A 24,052-nucleotide genomic window follows, 5' to 3' on the forward strand; every position below is an offset into this window, starting at 1 on the left:
TCGCTCAATTTATCATTTGACACATATACCCCCCATGGGTATAATGAAGCTGAAAGAAGATGGCAGGAGCTGCTAACCTGAATTTTTAGTTGGAATAAATACAAATCATTTATTCTGGGGGTTTACATTGACTTCTGGATGAACGGATATAAGGGGATGAAATGGATGAGTTCAAAGGCAATGCAGATTGGGATTACAGGGATGACCTGTGCTTCCTGCTCGACAAGGATTGAAAAATCGCTCAATAAGATGGATGGCGTCGAAGCGAATGTCAACCTCGCATTGGAAAAAGCGAAGGTGACCATCCATGAGGAAAAATCAAAACCCACGGACATTGTACAAAAGATTGAAAAGCTGGGTTACGGCGTGCGAACGCAAAGGTTGGATACGGATATTCTCGGCATGACCTGTGCCTCTTGTGCCGCGCGTATTGAAAAGGGATTGAGCCGTATGGCAGGTGTAGTATCAGCCCAGGTTAATCTGGCGACTGAGTCTGGAACTGTGATCTTTCAGCCCGGGATCACCGAACCTACTGCGATTTATGATCAAGTCAAGAAACTCGGTTACAAGGCTGTCCCGAAACAAGAACAGGCGACGGACGAAAAAGAGAAGGAACTTAAAAGAAAGCTGCAGAAACTGGTCTTGTCCGCTGTTCTTTCGCTGCCGTTGCTTTACACAATGATTGCACACTTGCCCTTTAACACAGGCCTACCGATCCCTCAGTTTCTGATGAATCCATGGTTCCAGCTCATCTTGGCTGGTATTGTGCAGTTCTACATTGGCGGCCAGTTTTATATCAGTGGTACAAAGGCTCTATTAAATAAGAGTGCCAATATGGATGTTCTGGTTGCACTGGGTACAAGTGCTGCTTACTTTTATAGCGCGTTCGAGACATTCCGTTATCAGTTCGGCGGACTCACCAATCCTGAGCTGTATTTTGAAACGAGTGCGATTTTAATTACGCTTGTCCTGTTGGGTAAATATTTTGAATCACGTGCAAAAAGGCGGACGACTGCGGCGATTACTGAACTGATGGGACTGCAAGCCAAAGAGGCGACAATCATTGAGGACGGGAAGGAACGAAAAGTACCGATCGATCAGGTTGCTGTCGGTGATTTGTTACGTGTCAAACCTGGAGAAAAAATACCTGTAGATGGTATCGTTGTCAACGGCCGTTCTTCTGTTGACGAATCAATGATTACCGGTGAATCCATTCCTGTCGAAAAAGGAAAAGATGACAAAGTAATCGGCGCAACGGTGAATGCAAATGGAACGCTGACCATGAAGGCTGAAAAAGTAGGGAAAGATACGGCACTTGCCGGGATTGTCAAGATTGTTGAGGAAGCCCAGGGATCAAAAGCACCGATCCAGCGGCTCGCTGACAGTATCTCGGGTATCTTTGTCCCGATTGTGATCGGTATTTCGGTGCTGGCATTTCTTGTCTGGATTCTGTTTGTCACTCCCGGTCAGTTTGCCCCAGCACTGATTGCGGCTATTAGTGTCCTTGTGATTGCCTGCCCTTGCGCTTTAGGCTTGGCAACGCCGACATCCATCATGGTTGGAACCGGCAAGGGGGCTGAGAACGGCATTCTTTTTAAAGGAGGTGAATATCTCGAAACAACCCAAAGTCTGCAGGCTATTCTGTTCGATAAGACGGGGACAATTACTAATGGTAAACCGGAAGTTACTGACATTTTTGCACTGAATGGCGCAGCAAAAGAAGAACTCTTAACGCTTGCTGCTTCAGCAGAATCAGCCAGTGAACATCCGCTGGCGCAGGCGATTGTTACCTATGGAAAGCAAAGCAGCCCGGATCTCCCATCACCGGATCAGTTCAAAGCTCTTGCCGGTTATGGTATTAAAGCAACTGTTTCCGGGAAGGAAATAGCAATCGGCACACGGCGGCTGATGAAAGAGGGAGACATTTCTTATTCTGAGACTGAGGAACGGATGAAGAAGCTTGAATCTGAAGGGAAAACGGCAATGTTTGTTGCCTACGATGGCAAGCTTCAGGGTATTATTGCCGTTGCAGACACGATCAAGACATCTTCGAAGCAAGCCATTGAAGAATTAAAGACACGTGGTCTTTCGGTGTATATGATTACGGGCGATAATGAGCGGACGGCTCAGGCGATTGCCAGACAGGCAGGCATTGACCATGTGTTTTCCGAGGTTCTTCCCGAGGAAAAAGCAGCTAAAGTGAAAATTCTGCAAGAAAAGGGACTGAAGGTAGCCATGGTTGGTGATGGAATAAATGACGCTCCGGCATTGGCTACAGCAGATATCGGCATGGCAATTGGCACTGGAACAGACGTGGCAATTGAGGCAGCTGATATCACATTGGTCGGTGGCGATCTGCTTCATATTCCAAAAGCGATTGATTTGAGTCGGAAAACGATGCGGAACATACGTCAGAACTTGTTCTGGGCACTGTTCTATAATACGGTTGGCATTCCAGTGGCCGCACTCGGCCTGCTTGCGCCTTGGGTAGCCGGCGCTGCCATGGCCTTTAGTTCCGTATCCGTCGTGACGAACAGTTTACGTCTGAAACGGGTCAAAGTCTGAAATTGAAAGGCTTTTTGACTGAGAAGCTGTAGAGCATCAAAAAAGATGAAAAGGAGATTGACGACTTATGGCAAAAACAAAGCTTGATGTTAAAGGTATGATGGGAGACCATTGCAAGAATCTGGTGACCAAAACATTGAATGGTCTGGACGGGGTATCTGCTGTTTCCGTTGATCTGAAAACAGGTGAAGCCGCTGTCGACTATGATGAAACGAAAGTACAATACGACAAAATGAAAGAAGCCGTCGAAGAACAAGGATACGATGTTGTTGGACAGCACTGACGTTTAAATCTGTCCATTCATCTTTAAATAAAAAATTTTCAGTATAAAAAAGGAGATTGAAACGATGACAAAGACGACACTTGATGTAAAGGGCATGCATTGCGGACATTGTAAGGCCTCAGTTACAAATGCTTTAAAAGGATTAGATGGTGTATCTGCTGTTTCAGTGGATCTTGAAAAAGGTAAGGCCTCAGTTGAATATGATGAGGCAAGGGTTCAGTTCAGTAAGATGAAGGAAGCAGTTGAAGAACAAGGATACGATGTTGTCGGACAGAATTAATTGTTAAGAAGTGCCTCGCCCGAAATGGGTTAGCGGCACTTTTTTTAATACCATAAAAGAAACAAGACAATGAATTAAAGTAAAAAAGCGGGTAGCTTTGATTCTGCATTCCCTGGAAAGTTATAACAAGGCGTCTGAGAACCCGCATCAGTAAAGGATGTCTAACATAATATCCTTTTTACATTGATATAAGAGCATAATATATCTTGCTGAGCTAAGAACTGTTGAAAAAAGCAATCCACGACAGGAGCACAAACGTGTGGATTACTTTTTTTGATTCATGCAGTGTAATGATCGCTTAACGATGAAAATGGTGATTTAGTTAATGTGGATCATATTGGAACGTCAGTTTGAGAGATTACTTGCTTCTGTGAGATAACAGCTTGGGCTACAATTACGTCTTCTCCATCAAATGTGCTTGATGGAGATCCATACAATTTATAACCTTCATCAAGCAATTTAGAAATTCTCTTACAAAAATTTGCATCATCTTTTCCTGTGATTAGATGATATCTAAGCTCATTCTCCAAATGAACACCTTCTTACCCTTGCTTTTTATTGTATATGTTGAGACGAATGAAGTCTAGGAACGTACTTCATTGTCTCATTATTAAATTGTCTTGCGACATAAACCTGGGGACTCGACCTGCAGTAACCATATAACCGGTTCAAAGGTATATGCTTCTTTCAAACGACTAATTATATAAGGACGCCTATTCAAAATTATCCAGTTACAATCGGTTTAGGTTCGACGTGGACATTAACCTCATAAATCCCATATTTTTTGATCAATACCTGCTCAACTTGGGTTGAGATTTCATGAGCATCTGTTAGTGCAGAATTATGATCAACGATAATGACAAGATCAACAACTGCATTATTACCGTAATTTCTTGCTTTTATATTCCTAATTTCTTCAACTCCATTAACGGACAAAATTGATTTTTGATAAGCGTTAATCTTTTTTTCATCGAATCCATCAGACAGGTTATAGGAGGATTCTCTAAAAATATCCCAGGCTGTCTTACAAATAAGGATTCCTACGGAAATAGCGGTCAGTATGTCAAGCCAAGGAAGATTAAACTGGGAACCAAATATTCCAACGGATGTTCCGATGCTGACCCAAGCGTCTGAGAGATTATCCGTTGCTGCAGCCATAACCGATAGACTATTTGTTTTTGTCGCCAGATTTTTGTTATATCGATAAACAAAAAACATTACAGCCGCACAAAACAGCCCTGTCCAAGCAGCAATAATATCAGGTGCTTCTTCATTCCTTTGGAACATGGATAAAATACCGTCGAGCAACACTTGTAATCCTACAGCCATCATGATAAAGGAAGCGACCATGGATGCTATGGTTTCGCTTTTCCAATGACCGTAGAGATGATCGCTGTCAGCTGGACGCTGAGATAGTCTCAATCCAATGAGTACAGCAAGGGAGGCAATAATGTCAGTTGAATTATTTAACCCATCAGCTCTAAGTGCTTGTGATCCAGTCGAAAAACTGATAAAGAGTTTTAAACTTGATAAGCAGAGATACGCAACAATGCTGATGATTGCTCCTCGTTCTCCACGCTTTAAGTTCATGTATTTTTCTTGTATCATGTTAGCGCCTTCTTTCCAACCATTCCGTTCATCTTAACAACCCAAACCCATGTGTGTCTACAGCAACCATTTTTGATGATGATACAAAATTAATTGACATGAAAAAGTGTTGCCCAACGCTAACAATAGCGACCGTTCTGGCACATTCTTAAGCTTTAATAAATCTGTAAAATGATCATTTCCTTTTATGGAAAGCTAGTCTGACAAGAAAAAATACAATTGAAATTGACAAATCAATTGTATGAGATATAATTTAATTGAACATATGATCATACGTTCATGTGTATGATCATTAAAGATAATTAACGCAAGTGATTACAAAGTTGAATAAACGAGGGGGCATAAAAATGTCAGATTTTTTTGAGCGTTTATTTGGAGATCGCGACGACGATCATCATGGAAAACACCACGATCGCCGTAGATATGGTTATCGTGGTGATAATCATCATGATGAAGAGCATGACCATCGTCGCAACGACCATTATAGTGATTATCCACCCTACCAAAACGACAGACCCAACGTTTTTCACAATGATTCCCGTGTAATTGTCTGTCAAAAATGCGGTGCTTCTAACAGTGCTACCGCCAAGTTTTGTTATGAATGTGGAAATAACCTACAATCAATAGCGGTTTGTCCGAGTTGTAAGTCGCCTATTGAAAACGGTGCAAAATTTTGTCAGGAATGTGGAACAAAAATTGGTTAACACTTTATATGAAAAGAGAAAATGATAATTTTGTACCTTTCATTTGAATAGTTGCTCATATATTTCATTAAAAAGGTGGTGTTCTCGTGGTAAGAACAAAAATGGGTTCAAACATTGATGTGGAAATTTGTGAACAGACCATTATTCATAAAGACGTCGTTCAAAAAGTAAGCAAAGCTATGTCAAACGATGAAGACTTAGAAAATGTGGCTGATCTGTTTAAAATATTTGGTGATCGTACGAGAATTCGTCTGCTGCGTGCACTGTATCAATCTGAAATGTGTGTTTGCGATATGGCATATTTGCTGGATATGACACAGTCTGCCATTTCTCACCAATTACGCATCCTTAAGCAAGCGAAATTGGTCAAGAACCGGAAAGAAGGAAAAGTCGTTTACTACTCACTGGCAGATCAGCATGTGATGCAGATTTTAGTTCAGGCTTATGATCATATCAAAGAATAAATAATGTGGAGAAGGGAGGAATTCAATTGAGTACACCAGAAGCAAAAATAAATAAAAATGCTACAGATACTGAAAAAAGGATCGAAAAGAAGGTAGTAATGGCTCCAATATATTTGGAAGGCATCGATTGTGCGAGTTGTGCTAAAAAGATTGAAAGAGCAGTGGGGAAAATTAATGGAATAAAAACTTCAACTGTTGATTTTGCAACACAAAAATTGTTTGTCGAACCTACAGGTGCGGTAAAAACAGATAAGTTGATCGATGACATTAAGCAAACTGTAACACGCGTTGAACCTGAGGTCAAAGTTACCTTGGGATCTAAGGGTAAGAGTGATGAACACAGTCATGATCATGAGAGCAGTAATACACAACAACTGATTATTCGTTTAGCGGTGAGTGGGGCGTTGACAGCTATTGCAGCTCTCTCACCCATTCCTTTCATTTTGGATGTTTCGCTGTTTGTGATCGCCTATGCCATCATCGGTGGCGATATCGTTTATCGGGCTTTTAGAAACATCCTCAGAGGACAAGTATTTGATGAAAATTTCTTAATGACGATAGCGACTCTAGGGGCTTTTGCTGTTGGACAGTTTCCTGAAGGTGTGGCTGTTATGCTCTTTTATCAAATCGGAGAACTGTTTCAGGGCATTGCTGTCAATCGCTCACGCAAGTCGATCAGTGCACTAATGGACATTCGTCCGGATTACGCTAATCTAAAAGTGAATAATGACATCAAAAAAGTTGCACCTGAGGACATCAGCGTTGGCGATGTCATTATGATTAAGCCTGGTGAAAAAGTGCCTCTTGATGGAAAAGTTATAGATGGTCGTTCGATGGTTGATACATCAGCTCTGACCGGGGAATCTGTTCCAAGAGAAATTGAAGTAGGCAACGACGTGCTCGGTGGATTTATTAATAAAAATGGTCTCTTAACGGTAGAAGTAACCAAAGTTTATGGTGAATCGACCGTTGCAAAAATTTTGGACTTAGTCCAAAATGCCAGCAGCAAAAAAGCACCCACAGAAAACTTTATTACGAAATTCGCTCGTTATTACACGCCTGTCGTCGTAATTGCGGCTGCGGCTTTAGCTTTTATTCCACCTTTGGTGATACAAGGGGCAACCTTCTCTGAGTGGATTTATCGTGCCCTTGTCTTCTTAGTGATCTCTTGTCCATGTGCCCTGGTTGTTTCCATACCTTTGGGCTTCTTTGGGGGTATCGGGGGAGCATCTAAAAGTGGTGTTCTCGTAAAAGGGAGCAATTATCTTGAAGCATTGAACGATGTCAAATATGTCGTTTTCGATAAGACCGGAACATTGACTAAGGGTGTCTTTGACGTTACAAACATTCAACCGGAGAACGGTCTTACGGCAGAGAAATTATTAGAGTATGCAGCTTTCGCAGAAATCCACTCTAGTCATCCGATCGCCCTGTCGATTCAAAAAGCGTATGGAAAAGAAATCAATGAAAGTCGCATTCAAGACTACAATGAAATATCGGGCCATGGTATTCAAGTGACCGTCGATGGGAAAGAAATTTTAGCCGGTAATGCCAAACTCATGAACAGAGAGCACATTGCCTTTGAACAAAAATCCGTTGTCGGTACTCTCATACATGTTGCGATTGATAAAAAATATGGGGGATACATCGTTATCTCGGATGAAGTTAAAGAAGACTCAGCCAGTGCGATTCAGAAGCTAAAGGCATTAGGGATTAAGAAAACGGTTATGTTGACTGGCGATGCCAAATCCGTAGGCGAGGCAGTTGGTCGTCAGCTTGGACTGGATGAAATACATGCAGAACTATTACCTGACCAAAAAGTTGATGAGATAGAAAAACTCGATCAACAAAAAACAGCGAAGGAAAAGCTTGTTTTTGTCGGAGATGGTATTAACGATACTCCTGTATTAGCCAGAGCTGATGTAGGTATAGCAATGGGAGGATTAGGGTCCGATGCAGCGATTGAAGCTGCAGACGTCGTTATTATGACAGACGAACCTTCTAAAATTGCAACAGCAATCAATATAGCTAAACGTACACGTCGTATTGTATGGCAAAATATTATCTTTGCCATGGGAGTAAAGGGAATCTTCCTTATTCTTGGTGCAGTGGGGATTGCGACCATGTGGGAAGCCGTATTTTCAGATGTCGGCGTAACCCTATTAGCAGTACTTAACGCTATGCGTGTCTTAAGAATTAAAAACGTGTAATCTGCAACAAAATATAAGATAAATAAAAAATATATGAAGCTGGTTGTTCCTGACTTGAGAAGGAATAATCAGCTTTTTATGTAACGGTCTATAATGGGCTCCAGAATCTTCGCTCAAGAAAGCGAAGAGTATCGGATTATCCAGTCGATCCCCGGTATTGGTCCTAAAAATCGCTGCCATGATTTTATCTGAAATCGGAGAGATTGGCCGGCTTAATCATGCGAAAAAACTTGTTGCCTTTGCCGGCGTAGATCCTAGCGTTTATTCGTCTGGTAAGTTCACAGCCAACAACAATAGAATCACCAAACGAGGTTCTAAGCGCCTACGCCGTGCTTTGTGCTTAGCCGTCCAGATCGGATTAAGACGCTCTTTTAATAAAAAGATGAGTGCCTTTTATCAGAAAAAATGAGAAGAAGGAAAGTCCTATAAAGTCGCTTAATAGCCTGTGTAAATAAGATTCCTCATTGGATTTACGCGTTATTAAAACGTAAAGAGCCCTTCCAGGATATAACCTAAAACAAGTATACCACCAAATATTTCCAATATATGGAGGGTTATTTGGCGTACACATTTTCAGTTTCACACGATCTTTTATATTTTAATAGAAATACCTTGACAAGATATTAGCTGGTTTTTTGTCATGAAACCCGTGGTTAAATACGAGTATGTCAACATTAGCAAACAACTGTTTTCTTGAATGGCTAATTATACACCAGAAAAATGCTACTTCACAGTTCTCCTAGTAAACAACTTTATTTGAATTTATCAACTTCTAGAGAAATATCACTTTTACATGGTTTCTACACATTTAACGTGTAATCTTATTGCAGTAGAGAAGGAGGGGTAGTTGATACAAAACAACAAATGACGAATGTACTTGTCAATAAGGTAAAAAAAGTGTTGGTCACCCTTTTAAGGGGATCCGATATCGACATGAAAAACAATCAGGAGGTTTCATTGAATGTCACTATTTAAAAGACTGCGTGACCTTACCGTTTCAAATATTTATGCTGTGATCGAAAAGGCAGAAGATCCAGTTAAAATGACCGACCAGTACCTGCGTGATATGCAGGAGGACTTACAAGAAGCTGAACGGGGAGTCGCTGCACAAATTGCTCTTGAAAAAAAATTCAAGGCCCTTTACGAGGAACAAAAAGCTCTTGTGGCTAAACGTGAAGAACAGTCACACCTAGCTGTTGAAACAGGAGACTTGGATCTGGCACGAAGAGTTATCGAGGATAAGCAAAACGCTGAACGAAAAATGACTGAGTACAAGGAACGCTACGAACAAAATCAGGTGTCTGCAGAAAATCTTCGTCAAAAACTAGACGAGATGCGAAAGCAGGTTGCCGAGCTGAAGGATAAACGGGAAACTCTTGTCGCACGTGTTAACGCCGCCGAGGCGCAGAAAAAGATTAATGACACCATGTCTGGCTTTGATTCCAATACAGCGATGGCCGGACTGAAACGTATGGAAGAAAAAACATTGCAGCTAGAAGCCGAGGCGGAAGCAAGCGGGGAAGTCTATAAAAAAGAAAAATCCATCGATGAAGAGTTTGAAAATTTGGGGAAGGACAAGAAGGTCGAAGATGAACTGGCACAGCTCATCGAACAGCATAAAAAATAAGGGATAACAATAGGCAAATCAATGAGCCGGCACGCCGAGAAAATTACAAAAGACGGCTGTCGGTTTTATTTTTACAAGTTGAAAGGAGATAAAAAATGTCCCTATTTCATCGAATCATCAATTTAGTAAAGAAGCCAGAACCACCGATTGAAGAAAAAACTCCTTACACTTTATCTATTGGTGATATTGTTGATCTTTCACTTAATAGTTATACCGTTGCGGGTCGAGTGTTATTCCCGCAACGCCAGGAAGCTTTTTTTACGATAAAGGATGGGAGTACGATCAAATATTTACGGGTTGCTAAGAGGGAAAAACTGGAGCTGTCTCTTTATGAAGCGATTGATGGACGTCTGGAAGATATTAATGAGATTCCAACGACCATTGAAATGGAAGGGGCATTGTATCATATGGAAGATCAAGCGGTAGGCGCAGCCCATTCTTCAGGTGATACGCCTTTTGCATCCTCTAGTGAACGTTATCTTTGGGACTTTCAATCAGATAACTGGAAACTACTGCGAATCGAATGGCAGGCTGGCCAGATGATGTTGTATGAGGGAGAGGATGTCCTGCCAATGGACGTCAGGATCATTCAGTCATGAAAAAAAGGAAGCGTTAAATATGATTAAGCGATTGTCAAACAGCATAAAAATTGTATTGGCTATTGTACTCGGGGCTTCCCTTTTAACCGGATGCTCCGCATCCGGCTCCGGACAGCTAGCCGTTACCGGTGGCTATCCGCTGACCTCCGTATCCAAAAACGGAAATCAGGAGTCCTATATTTATCAGGCTGACAAACAGTCGGTTCCAGAAGTAGCCAAGAAACTAAGCGACCAAAAGAAGCCGGATCAGATCTCAAGAAACGACAACCAGCAAATGTTCCTTGTCTATTCTGATGAATTATATGATCTTCAAAGAGACAAAAAGAACCCCGATAATACCCTGATTGAAGTAAGTAATAAAGAATTTGTTCGCAACAATTACAGTTCGTCGTTTTTGAAAGGCTATCTGTCTGCCGTTCTCTTGGATCGATTGTATCAATTGGGAAAAGGCGCTCTAGGTAATTATCGTGGCTATACGGATGGTAATACAATTCGGCCAATGGTAAAGTATCAGCCCCCTACCGCCAGCGAAAAGAAAACGATCCCTCCAATAACGAAGCAGACAACCGGTTCGATTATTAAGCGTAGCAGCTCCGGGAATAACTCGAACTCGTTTTCAAGTACATTCTCAAGAATAAGGAATAGCGTTACAAAAGATGTAGGACAGGCGATTAATTCGGTTGAGAGAAATACGGGGAAAATCTTGAAATCAGATACGGGTCAAGGAACGAGTAAAGTTTTTCCTAAAAATTCAAGAATTTCAATCCCAAAAAATAATTCTCCACCAAAAGTCAAATTCAAAAGTTTTGGAAGGATCATGAGAAGAAGCAGATAAATTCGATTGTCAATAAATTGATTACAAAACTACGGTTCGCTTTCAATTTAATGGTCGTCTATGAAATTCTGTTCAGGACTAAGCCGTAAAAGAGAGGCTTAGTCCTTTTCCTGACAGAAATACGAATCCACTATTTTTACACTTCTTCAGGCTTATGTGGTTCAGATCAAAATATTTCATATGGGTGTGTGTGCGGATGCATTTCAAAAAATCCAGTGTATTTCAGTCCCTGCTTGCCATCAATCTTGCGTTGTTTATTATTTTCCTGTCAATAGAGCTTGCTCTGCTCTTTAAACCTCTGTACTATTTCGATATTTGGTATCTTGGTATTGACAAGATCGCGGGTATCAGCACAGCTAGAATTGTGGAAAACTATAATTACATGATTCAATATCTTGTCGATCCAAGGCCTCAATCCTTTAAACTTCCATCCCTGCCCTACTCAGTTCGCGGACAAATTCATTTTGGGGATGTCAAAAGGATCTTCACTTCGATTGAGCTGCTCTTTATCATCACAGGTTTAGTTAGTGTGGCTGGCCTGTATTGCGGTATTAAGCATGGAATGATCAGTGTTCTGAAAAAAGCGTCTTTCATTCTTCTGTTCTTCATTATCGTTACTTTAACTGCTTTCACTTTAAACTTTGATGCATCCTTCACTTTGTTTCACAAGGCTTTTTTTAGAAATAATTACTGGCTGTTCGATCCGGTTACAGATCCTGTGATCATGATCCTCCCGGAAGCCTTTTTTCTACATGCCGCTTTATTTATTTTGATGTGGATTGTTATAGGCATGATTTTATTAAGTGTATGTCATAGGAAGTTATTAAAAAAGTGGAAAAATAAGTCCGTTTTCTAATCAAACAATCCATAGGAAGAGATCCAGTTTTTTTAAAAAAAGTATCACTGGATTTAAAAAAGGAATTAGAATGTATGCTACGCATGATTCCAATTTGTTAATATATGTAATCTGGAAAATTTGCTGTATGATGAGAGAAGGTGATGAGTATGAAGAAATTACAAGTCTTAATGGTGGATGATGACTGGAAGTTGCGCAATTTGCTACGCATCTACTTATCTAAAGAAGGTTTTGATACCGTTGAGGCAGCGGATGGCAATGAAGCGATGCTGAAAATTAAAAATCACTCCTTTGACTTGGTCATCCTTGACGTGATGATGCCCAATATGGATGGTTGGGAGGTGTGCCAGTCGATTCGGAAGACACAATCCGTTCCTATTCTGATGTTAACGGCTCTAGGTGAGACAAAAGAAAAGGTCCAGGGGCTGGAACTCGGGGCTGATGATTATCTGACAAAACCCTTTGATCCAGAGGAATTAATTGCCCGCGTTCATGCGCTGATTCGCCGCGCATCCTCGACCTCTACTGAAAAAACAAATAACGATGTGCTGAATTTTCCCGCACTAACGATTGATAGAGACGGACGCCAGGTTTTTGTTCATGATCAATCGGTGGATTTAACCCATAAAGAATTTGACCTTTTTGCTACGCTGGCCAAAAATAAAGGACGTGTTCTGTCTCGTGAACAGTTGATCGAACAAATATGGGGTTATGATTTCGAGGGGGATGCGCGTGTTGTCGATATCCACGTTAAAAATATCAGAGAGAAATTAAAGAGATCCGGTTTAGTCTATAACCCGATTCAGACAAGCTGGGGAGTCGGTTATAAATTTGAGGCAGAGGTCGGAAAATCATGAGTATCAATCGAATCGGGTTGAAATTGGGCGCGGCTGTTATCGTGCTGATGATTGTGATTCTCGTATCCTCCGGTCTTGCTGTTGATCGATTGTTCACAAATTTCTATGATGCTCAAATGAAGGACAATACACAGGAAATTGCTGCACACTTTGCAACCATGGCAGAATCCAATGATACTTCTTCACAATCAATGATTCGAGCTTTTGCTAAATTTTCAGATGTAAAGGTCTTCTGGTTGAATGATGAAGGAAGGATTTTGACGCTTCCAGGGGAGAAACAGCCGAATCTGTCTTTTATACGGTCACGCGATACCCGGCGCCTGCTATCCGGTCATTCTGTAGCTTTTCAAAACCATGATGTTCATGGAAACCGGTTTTATGTTGTAGGTAAACCCATACAAATAGGGAAAACGACTGGGTCTGCGATTTATATTGTCTCTTCCATGAAAAAAATAGACGATTCTTTGCAGAGACTTCGAAATTTGTTGGTGCTTTCTGGACTTGGCGCGTTTTTTCTCGCTTTAGGTATGATTCTTATCATGAGTAAACTGCTTTCTCGTCCACTGCTTCGAATGCAGCAAATGACCGATAAAATGGCAAAAGGAAACTGGGATACAAGACTTCAGGTCGGGAGTCGAGATGAAATCGGTATGCTCGGGCACTCCATTAATGATCTGGCTGCAAGTTTGCAAAGATATCGAGATACGCGGCGAGCGTTTTTCTCAAACATTTCACATGAACTTCGAACCCCAGTCACTTATCTTCAGGGTTATGCTAAAGTTCTGACAGATGGATTAGTTGATTCTGATAAAGAAAAAAAACAGTACCTTTCCATTATATATCAAGAATCCGTTCGTCTCGAACATTTGATTAATGACCTGTTTGACCTCTCGAAAATGGAGGAAGGACAGATCAAACTTAATATGGAATGGATGGATCTGAAGATAACCATAAAAACAACTGTTCAGAAAGTTAAACTTAAAGCAGAAAGTAAACGACTAAGCTTACAGCTGGATTTACAAGATCAGGTTCCTCTTATTCGAGGAGATCGTAAACGGATGGAACAGGTGCTGTTAAATTTACTTGAGAATGCCATCCGTTATACGGAGAAGGGCAGCGTTCTTGTACGACTGACCGGGAAGAAAGAAGCAACTGTCCTTTCCGTATCAGACACAGGCATTGGTATTCCTAAAGAAGAGTTGCCTTATATCTTTGAACGATTTTATCGAGTGGAGAAATCACGTGCGCGTGAATACGGGGGGACTGGATTAGGCCTGTCTATCGTCAAAAAATACGTTGAAATGCAGGACGGAACGGTTCGAGTTGATAGCCAAATGGGCGTCGGGACTACTTTCACATTGATCTTTACTCATGAAAAAAAGCAGAGAAGGGACGGGATGAAATAATGAAGAAAATTGATTGGTTCTTTTCACTTTTTTTAATTATCGTTGGACTAACCTGCCTTCTCTTCTCAGCCAATGCTTTTGGTCATGAGAGTTTTCTTGCATTTGGGAGGATTTTTTTCAAAGTCTGCATGTGGGTCGCCTGCCCTGTGATCCTCTTTGGCAGCCTGTATTTATGGTTCCATTACAGGAACAAAGAGTAATATGTAAATCTTTTTTTATTTTTTCAACAATTACTCGCCTTCTACATGTTTTCCACACAGATTCCACACATTTCTTTCCTATAATCATTATTGAAGAATGAGAGGAGGAAGAAATCAATGGACTGGTCTTGGCTACTATTACTCGCTTGTCCCCTTATGATGCTCCCGATGATGTTTATGATGATGAAGGGAAATCATTCAGAAACGGATCATTCTGAACATCAAAAAAGCTCGAATGAATTGAACGACCTGAAAGAACAGAATAATCTTTTGCGGGAACAGCTTCAACAGCTTAAAAACAAGGATTAATAATCAAAGTTTACGAGGAGGAATTTTTTATGTCTTGTTGCGGAAATCACAATCATGAAGGTCATCAGTCTGAAAGCCATCAACACAGCACACATCAGCATATTCATGAGAAACAGAATGAATTTGACGCGTTAAAAGAACAGAATGATCAGTTGCGGAAAGAACTTCAGCAGCTGAAAAGTAAACAAGCATAACGAGATTGAGGAGGGATTTTTGATGAATTGTTGCGGGAATCATGATCATAACAGTCAGGGTCACGAAAATCAAAATCAGGGAAATGAAAATCATAGTGCTCATGGAACTCATCAACACAATCATAACCTTATGATGGCAGTCTGCCTCATTATTCCAATAGCTGTGATCATTGGTCTGTTTTTCACAGGCGGATTTTCAGGATCAAATAGTTTGCTCATACTCGCGGCTGTACTTATTTGCCCGTTGATGCATCTGTTCATGATGCCGGCTATGATGAAGAAAGGTAATGGACATCATCATTGACTTGAAAAAAGTTTCAATTCGACTTTTCTTTATAGGGACGAAAACTCTATCGGGTTTTTCGTCTCTATTTAATAAGGATCTCATTAATCAGTGCAGATAATAAAACCAGTATGTAAAAAGAGGTGAAATGTAGATTGACAAAATCAAAAGATGAAAAAGCACAACCGGGGACTTTAGCTTGGCAAAAGCAAAAAATAAGAGAAGAATATGTTTGTCCCATTTTAGAAAAGGAAAATGAATCAATGAGAACACGGAGAGGATCTAAACGGAATCTTTTTAACAAAAGAACCGTTAGAACTGAATTTTAATCAGGTGTTGTTAAGCTGAACTCTGCAGATAAGAGTGAAGGGAATACTCTTATCGCTGTGACTTAGAGCTGCCACCGATGTGGCTTTACATAAAGAATTCACATCTCCATCAGATAATTAAATGATGAACGGTGAAAATTAGAGTGACTTTCACTTTTGAAATACAGGGTTCCTTATGCGTGAGTGGAGGAGACGGATGAAACGCGTCTATAGAAATATGATCATTTATGTCTTTATCGTTCTGGTTGTTGCAGGCGTGACCAAATGGCTGACCAGTCCAAACAACATTGTTGAACCGATGTCTTTCAGTACCTTTCAACAACATCTTGCCAAAGGGGATGTCAGAGAACTGACGCTTCAGCCGGATGGGAGTGTCTATACAGCAACAGGCCGCTTGAATAATGGAAAAAAGAATACGACATTTAGAGCCTATGTCCCGGCAAGTGAAAAGGAAATCAATCAAATTACTTCATTGGCTGAACAATCCAATTTGACTATTCAACCAGAAGCAAGTACACCTGGTTGGGTCGTATTTCTTACTTCACTGATCCCATTTGTTCTCATGTTCTTGCTGGTTTTCTTTCTCATGAATCGTACACGTGGTGGCGGCCAAATGATGAGCGTTGGTAAAAGTAAGGCTAAACTTTATAAAGAGGATAATCATAAAGTCACGTTTAAAGATGTGGCGGGTGCGGATGAAGAAAAGCAGGAATTAGTTGAGATTGTCGATTTTCTAAAAGAACCGAGAAAATTTATTGCTTTGGGTGCAAGAATACCAAAAGGCGTTTTACTTGAAGGACCACCGGGAACAGGGAAAACATTGCTGGCGCGTGCGGTTGCCGGAGAAGCGGGTGTTCCCTTCTTTTCAATCAGCGGCTCTGACTTTGTTGAAATGTTCGTGGGTGTCGGTGCTTCAAGGGTTCGTGATTTATTTGAACAGGCAAAAAAAAATTCACCTTGTATTATCTTTATTGACGAAATTGATGCCGTCGGCCGCCAGCGAGGAGCCGGTCTAGGCGGAGGAAACGATGAACGGGAACAGACTTTGAATCAGCTGCTCGTTGAAATGGATGGTTTTGCGGCCGATGAAGGAATCATAATCATTGCAGCGACAAACAGGCCGGATATTCTGGATCCCGCTTTGATGAGACCAGGCCGTTTTGATCGCCAAATTCCAGTTAGCCGTCCAGATCTGAATGGACGTGAGGCTGTACTTCGAGTTCATGCACGAAACAAACCGCTATCGAAAGATATTGATTTGAAAACGGTAGCTAAGTTGACACCAGGATTTTCCGGAGCAGATTTAGAGAACTTGTTAAATGAAGCAGCACTGGTTGCTGCACGCGCCAACAAGATCGTCATTGATATGGAGGATATTGATGAAGCAGTTGAACGTGTCATAGCAGGGGTCGCAAAGAAATCACGTGTCATTTCCAAAAAAGAACAAAATATTGTTGCCTATCATGAATCTGGGCATACAATCATTGGTCTAGCTCTAGACGGTGCCGATGAGGTGCATAAAGTGACGATTATTCCACGTGGACAGGCAGGTGGGTACACTATTTCTTTGCCTAAAGAAGATCGCCATTTAATGACCAAACCGGAACTGCTGGAACAGATCACCGGCCTGCTTGGTGGCCGTGTGGCTGAAGAGATCACATTTGGTGAAGTATCTACGGGAGCTAGCAATGATTTTCAGAGAGCTACAAATATCGCAAGACGCATGGTGACTGAGTGGGGGATGAGTGAGAAGCTCGGTCCTTTGCAGTTTGGAAATAACGGTAGTCAGCCCTTTCTAGGTATGATGCAAAATGAACAAAATATTAGTGACCGGGTTGCTTACAAAATTGACACCGAGGTGCAGCAAATCATTAAAAGACAATATGCACGTTGTAAGGAATTGCTGGTGGAACACCGTGATAAACTGGAGCTGATCGCGCAAACCTTGCTGAAAGTTGAAACACTGGAAGCCGAACAAATTAAGGCATTGTATGAACGTGGAGAATATATCGAACCCAGAAATAATCGTTAAGGCGAGAAAATGTATTAAAATAGTATGTATTTTAAAAGTTCTTTAAGAAAATTACATTAAGATGGACGCTTCGTGAGAAACATAGTGATCCCAACGAAAAGTCAATATTTTTGATGAGGTTATAAATGAAAAAGGTTAAATTGGGCAGATGTCAATTGCTCAATTTAACCTTTTTTTAGATATTAACAGTTTCTACACGTTTTCAACTCAGAATCTACATGATTATCATTTAACATTACTTTATGCAAGAGGAAGTCCCATTGGATATAAAATACTTAAAATAGACACCATGAATGATGGTATAGCATAAGGGATATCTCTTACTAAGAAACAACAGTATAGAAAACAAACTGAGCATTAGATTTTCATTTATTAAATACTTTGGAGGGGAGAATTGAAAATGGAAGCTGAAAAAATACAGCACATGCATGAACATCAAGATCATGAGCATGGGATGATGACCGGTCACATCAAGCCAGAACAAGGTCAGCAAGGAGAATCAACTGAGGAATTAGAATATCGGTCGCTAATGAAGAAATGGTGGCTGGCAGCTACTGTATCTGTTCCTGTTATTTTAGTTTCTTACCCTAATTTATTTCCTGGGTTACGTGAGCTGCTTCCGATGGGAAGCCAGCAACTGTGGTGGGCCAGGTTAATCATGGGAATACTCGCCTTGTTCGTCGTGATCCGAAGCGGTGGTCAATTCTTCGTTGGCACCTGGGAAGGCTTGAAACAGCGCTCCGCCAATATGAACACGCTGATCGCAACCGGTGTTTCGGCGGCGTGGCTCTATTCTCTGGTCGCCCTGTTCTGGCCGCAAATTTTTCCGAGACCTGAAATGGCTGATGTCTACTATGATGTCACTACAGTTGTTACGGCGCTTGTTGTTCTTGGATCGGCGCTGGAAGTAAAAGCTAAAGGACGTTCATCCGAAGCCATTAATAAACTGGTTGCCCTTCAGCCTCAGACAGCCAACGTTGTCAGGGATGGAAAAGAAGTCAAGGTACCGTTAGAGGAAATAAATATCGGTGATCAAATTATTGTCCGTCCCGGTGAAAAGGTCGCCATAGACGGAACCGTTGTCTCAGGAAGTTCAGCTATTGATGAGTCGATGCTGACCGGAGAATCTATACCTGTGGAAAAGAATGACAGCGATGAAGTTTTCGGAGGGACGCTGAATAAAACAGGAAGTTTTACATTCAAAGTAACCAAAGAACAAAAGGACTCGGCATTAGCCAATATTGTGGAAATGGTGAAGCAGGCCCAGGGATCGCGTATACCGGTTCAGAAAGTTGTTGATCAGGTTTCAGCCATCTTTACTCCAGGTGTTATCATTGCGGCCATTCTTGGTTATATCATCTGGTATGACTTTGGTCCGCAACCTGGATGGGTCTACGCTTTGATTGTTGCTGTAACCACATTGATTATTGCCTGCCCTTGTGCATTGGGCATGGCCACACCAATGTCCTTGACAACGGGAATTGGAAAAGGGGCAGAAAACGGGATTTTAATCCGATCGGGAGAAGCGCTGCAAATCGCACAGAAACTAAGGACGATCGTCATGGATAAAACCGGCACGATAACGGAAGGAAAGCCTTCACTGACGGATATCGTTCCCCTTGGAAAATTTACTGAGGAAGAACTCCTTCTCATCAGCGCTTCGGTTGAGCAGGGATCCGAACATCCGCTGGCATCCGCTATTGTGGAAAAGGCTAAGGAGAAAGGGTTGACGCCTGTTAAGAGTGAGGGCTTCAATGCGATTCCGGGACATGGAGTTGAAGGAACGGTCGATGGAAAAATGATCTATTTCGGTAATTTAAAACTGATGAAGGAAAAAGGGATTCCTCTGGACGGCTTTAACTCTTATGCTGCCTCGATGGCCGATCAGGGAAAGACGCCGATGTTCCTGGCGATCAATGGGGAAGCCGGTGGCATCCTTGCGGTTGCCGATATCGTCAAGAAGGACTCGCTTTCCGTTATTCATGAATTGAAATCAATGGGCCTGGAAGTCGTGATGATTACCGGGGACAACGAGCGAACGGCCCGCGCGATCGCCAAACAGGTGGGCATTGATCAGGTCCTGGCGGAGGTCCTTCCTCAGCATAAGGCGGAAAATGTCCGCAGGCTTCAGGAAGAAGGGAAGAAAGTGGCGATGGTCGGCGACGGCATTAACGATGCACCGGCACTCACACAGGCCGATGTCGGTATTGCCATTGGAACCGGAACGGATGTCGCCATTGAAGCAAGTGATATCACACTCATTTCCGGGAGCCTGGAGGGGGTTGTTAGGGCTATTAGAGTCAGCCGAGCCACGATGAAAAACATCTACGAAGGTTTATTCGGCGCCTTTATTTACAATGCAATCGGTATTCCCATTGCCTTGGGTGTGCTCTATCCCTTCACGGGCATCCTGTTATCGCCGCTGGTTGCCGCAGCAGCCATGGCGTTCAGTTCTTTAACTGTTGTCCTGAACGCGAACCGTTTGAAACAATTGAAACTTAAATTTAATTAAAGAGGGGAGAATGATTCAAATGAATTGGTTTGTTACAGTTGTTGGACTGTTATTAATTGGTGTGATCGCCTGGTACTTCTGGGGACCGAAAAAAGGAGGAAGCCTTGCGGAAACGAATGCTTCCGGTTTTCAGGAGGCTAAGATCCTGGTTAAAAACGGCTATAATCCGTCCCGTATTGTTGTCCAGAGCGGGAAACCGGTTCGATTTGAGTTTACCCGTATAGAGACAGGAGCCTGTGACGGAATGGTTATTTTTCCTGGATTTGAGAAAAGCGCGACGCTGCCGGCTGGAGAAAAGGTTATTGTTGATCTCCCTCCCATGAAAACAGGATCCTATGACTTTACCTGCCAGATGGGGATGTTCAGAGGAAAGATTATTGTGAAAAACTAAAAAAATAAAACAAGAAACAATGAGCTGGTTTATAGATTATTTATGAAGAGGAGATTTGCTCATGCCTGATGGAAAATACGCGTACGGTCTATGGGGTGCTGTCCTATTCAACATCGTTTTCTTCGGACTGTTTGCTTACTCCGTGTTTAAACCGACGACAAAACGGGACTGGAGAACTTTGGGGGCATTTACAGGGTTTATGGTCGCTTTGTTCAGCGAAATGTTTGGTTATCCCCTGACCATCTATATCCTGACATCTATCCTTGGGAAGAATTATCCAGTTCTTGATCCGTTCAATCATATTAATGGTCATCTATGGGTGGCAGTAGCAGGAGGATCTCCGATTTTATTTGATATTCTTCACCCTTTAAGCAATGTGTTTATTTTTGGCGGATTGATTATTATCGGGATTGGTTGGAGAAAAATACATTCAGGGGAAGGAAAATTAGTCACGGATGGGATCTACCGATTTATTCGCCATCCTCAATACACCGGTTTCGGAGTGGCAATTATCGGTTTTCTGATTCAATGGCCAACGTTAATTACACTCATTATGGCGCCTACTTTACTGATTATGTACAGGAAACTGGCAAAAAGAGAAGAACAGAACATGATTCAAGAGTTTGGTGAGGAATATCTCGAGTATATGAAAAAGGTACCTAGATTCGTTCCAAAGATACATTTAACTAATTTCACAAAGAAGGAAACAAATTAAAAGAAACTGACAGATGATCCTTTTACTATTTATACATGGATTCTTTTAATCATTAATTTTAGTGTGGTAGATTACTCACTCTCTGTGTTCCTCTGTGATTAATTTGAGAAAACATTAAAACATTGAACAAACAATGATGGTAACCGGACCGCTTCACATAATCGACCAAACTTATCTGTGTATCAATGCTGTTCCAAAACGTACTAACTTACACATCCCCCCATCTTCCATAATCAGCACTAAAACCTTCGCCAATCAAGCGAAGGTTTTGTCTTTGATTTTTACTCTTTAACTTTCGCGAGTCGTAAACTGTTCAATGTGACAATTATTGTAGCTCCCACATCAGCTAAAATAGCAATCCATAGTGTTAGCCACCCTGGGAAAATAAGCAATATAGAAATAGCTTTAATAGCTAGTGAGAACGTGACGTTTTGTTTAATAATCGCCAAAGCTTTACGGCTCAATTTTATTGTGTAGGGCAATTTTGTTAAATCATCAGACATAAGGGCAATGTCGGCTGTCTCTAAAGCTGTATCTGTTCCAGCACCCCCCATAGCAATACCCACAGTGGCTTCTGCCAATGCTGGGGCATCGTTCACCCCATCACCAACCATTGCAACCTTTTGCTTCCCACGATAGGACTTAATATAATTTAGCTTTTCTTCCGGTAGCAATTCTGCTTGAATATCAGAAACACCGACTTCTTTTCCTATTGTCTCGGCTGTACTTTTGTTGTCCCCTGTTAACATTACAGTTTGTTCAATACCGGACTGATGAAGTTTTTGGATAACATTCTTCGCTGAATCTCTTAGCTTATCAGCCACAGCGATAAGGGCAAGAATATCTCCGTCCGTTCCAAAAACCATTACTGTTTTCCCTTGCTTTTGAAGGGTTACAATCTGATTATGAATAGCTTTTTTAATCCCATTAGAAAGTGTTTCTTCAAAAAGGTTCGGGCTTCCCACATAGTACATGTTCTGGTTAATTCTAGCCTTGACACCTTTACCAGTAATGGATTGAAAGTCCTCAATCTCAATATCGTTAAATTTCAGCCTTTCTTCCTCAGCCTTCCTAACAATGGCTGAGGCGAGTGGGTGCTGAGATCCTTTTTCAAGAGCCGCTGTTAAGGTTATGATATCTTGTTCGTTTTTATTAAAAGTTACAACGTCTGTAACCTCTGGAATCCCTCTTGTTAATGTACCGGTTTTATCAAAGGCAATAACCTTGAGGGAGCCAGCTTCTTCTAGGTGAACTCCTCCTTTGATAATTACACCGTTTTTGGCAGCATTTCCTATCGATGTGACAATAGCTACGGGTGTAGAAATGACCAGAGCACACGGGCAACCGACAACCAGCAAGGCTAACCCTCGATAGATCCAATCTCCCCAAGAATCTCCCATGAATAAAGGAGGAATCACGGACAACAGGACAGCGAAAATAATAATCGCTGGCGTATAGACTTTTGCAAAACGATCAACAAACGTCTGAGAAGGTGCTTTTTCTGCTTGAGATTCTTCAACTAAATGAATAATTTTAGAAAGAGTTGTATCTTCAACTCTTTTTGTAACTTTGACCTCCAACAAACCTTCTTCATTTAATGTCCCAGCAAAGACTTCGTCATTAATGGTTTTTGTTACTGGTACTGACTCGCCAGTAATGGCGGCTTGATTTAGAGTCGATGTTCCATTAGTCACAACTCCGTCCATAGCCAATTTTTGCCCTGGTTTCACAATCATTGTGTCACCAACCTGAACATCTACAACAGGGACCATCAATTCTTGACCGTTCCGACGAATCAATGTTTCTTTTGGTGCAATTTTCATTAACGATTGAATAGATTGTCTCGCTTTATCTGCTGAATAACTTTCTAACGCTTCACTAATCGCAAAGAGAATAACAACCGTTGCTCCTTCTTCCCATTTACCTATCGCGGCCGCTCCTATAATAGCAATCGTCATAAGAGTGTCCATATCAAAGTCAAGCCGAATCAGATTTTTAAAACCTTCAATGAATAACGAGTAGCCACCGATGATAATAGCCGCTAAAAATCCGATGGTAGGAATCAGACTCAGCTCTCCGTATTGAGTCCCAATAATCCAACTGATTATCAATAGAAAGGCTGAAATGTAGACTTTAAAATTTTCTTTTTGCTTCCAAAATGGTACATGTTCAACAGTTTGTTCTGCTTCATCCCTGACTTTTAATTTTTCAAATGCTCCTGCTTTTTCTAACGCTTCAATGGTTGTGTTTCCAGTAACCATAATCTTAGAAGCGCCAAAATTCACTTTAGCTTCAATCACTCCATCTAACCGCTTTACATTTTTTTCAAACTTGTTCGCGCATTCCATGCAGTCAAACCCTTGAACTCGATATGACTTGACTTGTTGTTCAGACATGAGTTTTCTCCTCTTTTCTGTGCGTCATTGCAATAGAAATTAATTGTTTGATGTGTTCATCATCAAGCGAATAAAATGCCATTTTTCCGTCCTTTCGATATTTTACAAGACCTTGCTTACGGAGAGTGCGTAGGTGATGTGAAGCCGTTGCTATGGAAGAACCAATAATGTTTGCAACGTCACAAACACATAGCTCCTTATCTTGACATAAGGCAAAGACTATTTTTGACCTATTTTCATCAGCAAGCGCTTTGAACAATCGAACAACGCGAGATAGCCCATCATTTTCATTTTTTAAAAGGCCTTGTATGCGATTGACCTTTTCTTCGTCATAGCGATAAATTTCACATGTATCTTTTTCGACCACTAATAGCGACCTCCTTATCATTCAAATATT

23 protein-coding genes and 1 pseudogene are annotated in these 24,052 nt (G+C 41.4%); 20 read left to right on the forward strand and 4 right to left on the reverse strand.

Annotated elements, in window-relative coordinates; all coding sequences use genetic code 11:
* Positions 1 to 165: 165 nt before the first annotated feature.
* From SIN01_RS05405 to copZ, 3 genes are all read left to right on the forward strand, one after another.
* Positions 166 to 2,565, forward strand: coding sequence for a heavy metal translocating P-type ATPase (locus SIN01_RS05405; RefSeq protein ID WP_047035340.1), 2,400 nt, complete (start codon positions 166 to 168; stop codon positions 2,563 to 2,565).
* Positions 2,566 to 2,632: 67 nt separating this feature from the next.
* The gene (locus SIN01_RS05410) at positions 2,633 to 2,848 is read left to right on the forward strand and encodes a copper ion binding protein (RefSeq protein WP_047035339.1); all 216 of its coding nucleotides are present in this window, start codon (positions 2,633 to 2,635) and stop codon (positions 2,846 to 2,848) included.
* A 64-nt stretch (positions 2,849 to 2,912) separates the two neighbouring features.
* A complete protein-coding gene (gene copZ, locus SIN01_RS05415) occupies positions 2,913 to 3,128 on the forward strand; it encodes a copper chaperone CopZ (RefSeq protein ID WP_047035337.1) in 216 nt (71 codons plus the stop codon).
* Between the two features lie 332 nt (positions 3,129 to 3,460).
* Here the strand turns inward: copZ and SIN01_RS05420 are convergent, their stop codons facing one another.
* Both SIN01_RS05420 and SIN01_RS05425 read right to left on the reverse strand, forming a co-directional pair.
* Positions 3,461 to 3,658, reverse strand: a complete 198-nt coding sequence (locus SIN01_RS05420; protein WP_010025824.1) for a DUF1737 domain-containing protein — start codon at positions 3,656 to 3,658, stop codon at positions 3,461 to 3,463.
* Positions 3,659 to 3,851: 193 nt separating this feature from the next.
* Entirely contained in the window at positions 3,852 to 4,736 is an 885-nt protein-coding gene (locus tag SIN01_RS05425; protein ID WP_010025825.1) for a cation diffusion facilitator family transporter, read from the reverse strand.
* 347 nt (positions 4,737 to 5,083) lie between these two features.
* Here SIN01_RS05425 and SIN01_RS05430 point away from each other — a divergent pair, with 347 nt between their 5' ends.
* From SIN01_RS05430 to SIN01_RS05510, 17 genes and pseudogenes are all read left to right on the forward strand, one after another.
* Entirely contained in the window at positions 5,084 to 5,440 is a 357-nt protein-coding gene (locus tag SIN01_RS05430; RefSeq protein ID WP_010025826.1) for a zinc ribbon domain-containing protein, read from the forward strand.
* A gap of 101 nt (positions 5,441 to 5,541) precedes the next feature.
* Positions 5,542 to 5,904 (forward strand): ArsR/SmtB family transcription factor, encoded by a 363-nt coding sequence (locus SIN01_RS05435; protein WP_029548228.1) that lies wholly within the window; start codon positions 5,542 to 5,544, stop codon positions 5,902 to 5,904.
* Between the two features lie 80 nt (positions 5,905 to 5,984).
* Positions 5,985 to 8,114, forward strand: a complete 2,130-nt coding sequence (locus tag SIN01_RS05440) for a heavy metal translocating P-type ATPase (RefSeq protein ID WP_370646049.1) — start codon at positions 5,985 to 5,987, stop codon at positions 8,112 to 8,114.
* A gap of 111 nt (positions 8,115 to 8,225) precedes the next feature.
* Positions 8,226 to 8,630: pseudogene (locus SIN01_RS05445) on the forward strand (transposase); the annotation flags it as partial.
* Between the two features lie 445 nt (positions 8,631 to 9,075).
* A complete protein-coding gene (locus SIN01_RS05450) occupies positions 9,076 to 9,741 on the forward strand; it encodes a PspA/IM30 family protein (protein WP_010025830.1) in 666 nt (221 codons plus the stop codon).
* 95 nt (positions 9,742 to 9,836) lie between these two features.
* Positions 9,837 to 10,340, forward strand: a complete 504-nt coding sequence (locus tag SIN01_RS05455) for a DUF4178 domain-containing protein (RefSeq protein WP_010025831.1) — start codon at positions 9,837 to 9,839, stop codon at positions 10,338 to 10,340.
* A gap of 19 nt (positions 10,341 to 10,359) precedes the next feature.
* Positions 10,360 to 11,175 carry a DUF4247 domain-containing protein gene (locus SIN01_RS05460; RefSeq protein ID WP_010025832.1) on the forward strand — a complete coding sequence of 272 codons (816 nt, stop codon included), beginning with the start codon at positions 10,360 to 10,362 and terminating at the stop codon, positions 11,173 to 11,175.
* Between the two features lie 196 nt (positions 11,176 to 11,371).
* Entirely contained in the window at positions 11,372 to 12,031 is a 660-nt protein-coding gene (locus SIN01_RS05465) for a TIGR01906 family membrane protein (protein ID WP_010025833.1), read from the forward strand.
* A gap of 149 nt (positions 12,032 to 12,180) precedes the next feature.
* A complete protein-coding gene (locus tag SIN01_RS05470) occupies positions 12,181 to 12,888 on the forward strand; it encodes a response regulator transcription factor (RefSeq protein ID WP_010025834.1) in 708 nt (235 codons plus the stop codon).
* Positions 12,885 to 14,294, forward strand: coding sequence for a sensor histidine kinase (locus tag SIN01_RS05475; RefSeq protein ID WP_010025835.1), 1,410 nt, complete (start codon positions 12,885 to 12,887; stop codon positions 14,292 to 14,294). Before SIN01_RS05470 ends, SIN01_RS05475 begins: the two co-directional genes overlap by 4 nt.
* A 317-nt stretch (positions 14,295 to 14,611) precedes the next feature.
* On the forward strand, positions 14,612 to 14,803 hold the full coding sequence (locus SIN01_RS05485; protein WP_010025838.1) for a hypothetical protein: 192 nt from the start codon (positions 14,612 to 14,614) through the stop codon (positions 14,801 to 14,803).
* Between the two features lie 29 nt (positions 14,804 to 14,832).
* Complete coding sequence (locus tag SIN01_RS14990; RefSeq protein ID WP_010025839.1) at positions 14,833 to 14,997, forward strand: hypothetical protein; 165 nt, start codon at positions 14,833 to 14,835, stop codon at positions 14,995 to 14,997.
* 438 nt (positions 14,998 to 15,435) lie between these two features.
* Positions 15,436 to 15,609 carry a hypothetical protein gene (locus SIN01_RS14995; RefSeq protein ID WP_155217843.1) on the forward strand — a complete coding sequence of 58 codons (174 nt, stop codon included), beginning with the start codon at positions 15,436 to 15,438 and terminating at the stop codon, positions 15,607 to 15,609.
* A 196-nt stretch (positions 15,610 to 15,805) separates the two neighbouring features.
* On the forward strand, positions 15,806 to 17,641 hold the full coding sequence (gene ftsH, locus SIN01_RS05495; protein WP_047035333.1) for an ATP-dependent zinc metalloprotease FtsH: 1,836 nt from the start codon (positions 15,806 to 15,808) through the stop codon (positions 17,639 to 17,641).
* Between the two features lie 400 nt (positions 17,642 to 18,041).
* Positions 18,042 to 20,153 carry a copper-translocating P-type ATPase gene (locus tag SIN01_RS05500; RefSeq protein ID WP_010026853.1) on the forward strand — a complete coding sequence of 704 codons (2,112 nt, stop codon included), beginning with the start codon at positions 18,042 to 18,044 and terminating at the stop codon, positions 20,151 to 20,153.
* Positions 20,154 to 20,172: 19 nt separating this feature from the next.
* Positions 20,173 to 20,544 (forward strand): cupredoxin domain-containing protein, encoded by a 372-nt coding sequence (locus tag SIN01_RS05505; RefSeq protein ID WP_010026851.1) that lies wholly within the window; start codon positions 20,173 to 20,175, stop codon positions 20,542 to 20,544.
* 61 nt (positions 20,545 to 20,605) lie between these two features.
* Positions 20,606 to 21,259 (forward strand): methyltransferase family protein, encoded by a 654-nt coding sequence (locus tag SIN01_RS05510; protein WP_010027497.1) that lies wholly within the window; start codon positions 20,606 to 20,608, stop codon positions 21,257 to 21,259.
* A gap of 281 nt (positions 21,260 to 21,540) precedes the next feature.
* On the opposite strand, the gene SIN01_RS05515 is transcribed toward SIN01_RS05510, so the two are convergent.
* Both SIN01_RS05515 and SIN01_RS05520 read right to left on the reverse strand, forming a co-directional pair.
* Positions 21,541 to 23,655: a heavy metal translocating P-type ATPase gene (locus SIN01_RS05515; RefSeq protein ID WP_010027496.1), complete on the reverse strand. Its 2,115-nt coding sequence runs from the start codon at positions 23,653 to 23,655 to the stop codon at positions 21,541 to 21,543.
* Positions 23,648 to 24,022 carry an ArsR/SmtB family transcription factor gene (locus SIN01_RS05520; protein WP_010027495.1) on the reverse strand — a complete coding sequence of 125 codons (375 nt, stop codon included), beginning with the start codon at positions 24,020 to 24,022 and terminating at the stop codon, positions 23,648 to 23,650. The genes SIN01_RS05515 and SIN01_RS05520 overlap by 8 nt, the downstream gene beginning before the upstream one ends.
* Between the last annotated feature and the right edge of the window lie 30 nt (positions 24,023 to 24,052).

The organism is Sporolactobacillus inulinus (assembly GCF_006539285.1).
Classification (GTDB): Bacteria; Bacillota; Bacilli; order Bacillales; family Sporolactobacillaceae; genus Sporolactobacillus; species Sporolactobacillus inulinus.

Excerpts from the sequence above, each read along its gene's own strand:
- SIN01_RS05405 (WP_047035340.1), top strand. The coding sequence starts at position 166 with ATGAGTTCAAAGGCAATGCAGATTGGGATTACAGGGATGACCTGTGCT.
- SIN01_RS05425 (WP_010025825.1), bottom strand. The coding sequence starts at position 4,736 with ATGATACAAGAAAAATACATGAACTTAAAGCGTGGAGAACGAGGAGCA.
- SIN01_RS05410 (WP_047035339.1), top strand. The coding sequence starts at position 2,633 with ATGGCAAAAACAAAGCTTGATGTTAAAGGTATGATGGGAGACCATTGC.
- SIN01_RS05500 (WP_010026853.1), top strand. The coding sequence starts at position 18,042 with ATGGAAGCTGAAAAAATACAGCACATGCATGAACATCAAGATCATGAG.
- SIN01_RS05470 (WP_010025834.1), top strand. The coding sequence starts at position 12,181 with ATGAAGAAATTACAAGTCTTAATGGTGGATGATGACTGGAAGTTGCGC.
- SIN01_RS05475 (WP_010025835.1), top strand. The coding sequence starts at position 12,885 with ATGAGTATCAATCGAATCGGGTTGAAATTGGGCGCGGCTGTTATCGTG.
- SIN01_RS05505 (WP_010026851.1), top strand. The coding sequence starts at position 20,173 with ATGAATTGGTTTGTTACAGTTGTTGGACTGTTATTAATTGGTGTGATC.
- SIN01_RS05450 (WP_010025830.1), top strand. The coding sequence starts at position 9,076 with ATGTCACTATTTAAAAGACTGCGTGACCTTACCGTTTCAAATATTTAT.
- SIN01_RS05515 (WP_010027496.1), bottom strand. The coding sequence starts at position 23,655 with ATGTCTGAACAACAAGTCAAGTCATATCGAGTTCAAGGGTTTGACTGC.
- SIN01_RS05455 (WP_010025831.1), top strand. The coding sequence starts at position 9,837 with ATGTCCCTATTTCATCGAATCATCAATTTAGTAAAGAAGCCAGAACCA.
- SIN01_RS05435 (WP_029548228.1), top strand. The coding sequence starts at position 5,542 with ATGGGTTCAAACATTGATGTGGAAATTTGTGAACAGACCATTATTCAT.
- SIN01_RS05510 (WP_010027497.1), top strand. The coding sequence starts at position 20,606 with ATGCCTGATGGAAAATACGCGTACGGTCTATGGGGTGCTGTCCTATTC.
- SIN01_RS14990 (WP_010025839.1), top strand. The coding sequence starts at position 14,833 with ATGTCTTGTTGCGGAAATCACAATCATGAAGGTCATCAGTCTGAAAGC.
- copZ (WP_047035337.1), top strand. The coding sequence starts at position 2,913 with ATGACAAAGACGACACTTGATGTAAAGGGCATGCATTGCGGACATTGT.
- SIN01_RS05460 (WP_010025832.1), top strand. The coding sequence starts at position 10,360 with ATGATTAAGCGATTGTCAAACAGCATAAAAATTGTATTGGCTATTGTA.
- ftsH (WP_047035333.1), top strand. The coding sequence starts at position 15,806 with ATGAAACGCGTCTATAGAAATATGATCATTTATGTCTTTATCGTTCTG.
- SIN01_RS05430 (WP_010025826.1), top strand. The coding sequence starts at position 5,084 with ATGTCAGATTTTTTTGAGCGTTTATTTGGAGATCGCGACGACGATCAT.
- SIN01_RS05465 (WP_010025833.1), top strand. The coding sequence starts at position 11,372 with ATGCATTTCAAAAAATCCAGTGTATTTCAGTCCCTGCTTGCCATCAAT.
- SIN01_RS05485 (WP_010025838.1), top strand. The coding sequence starts at position 14,612 with ATGGACTGGTCTTGGCTACTATTACTCGCTTGTCCCCTTATGATGCTC.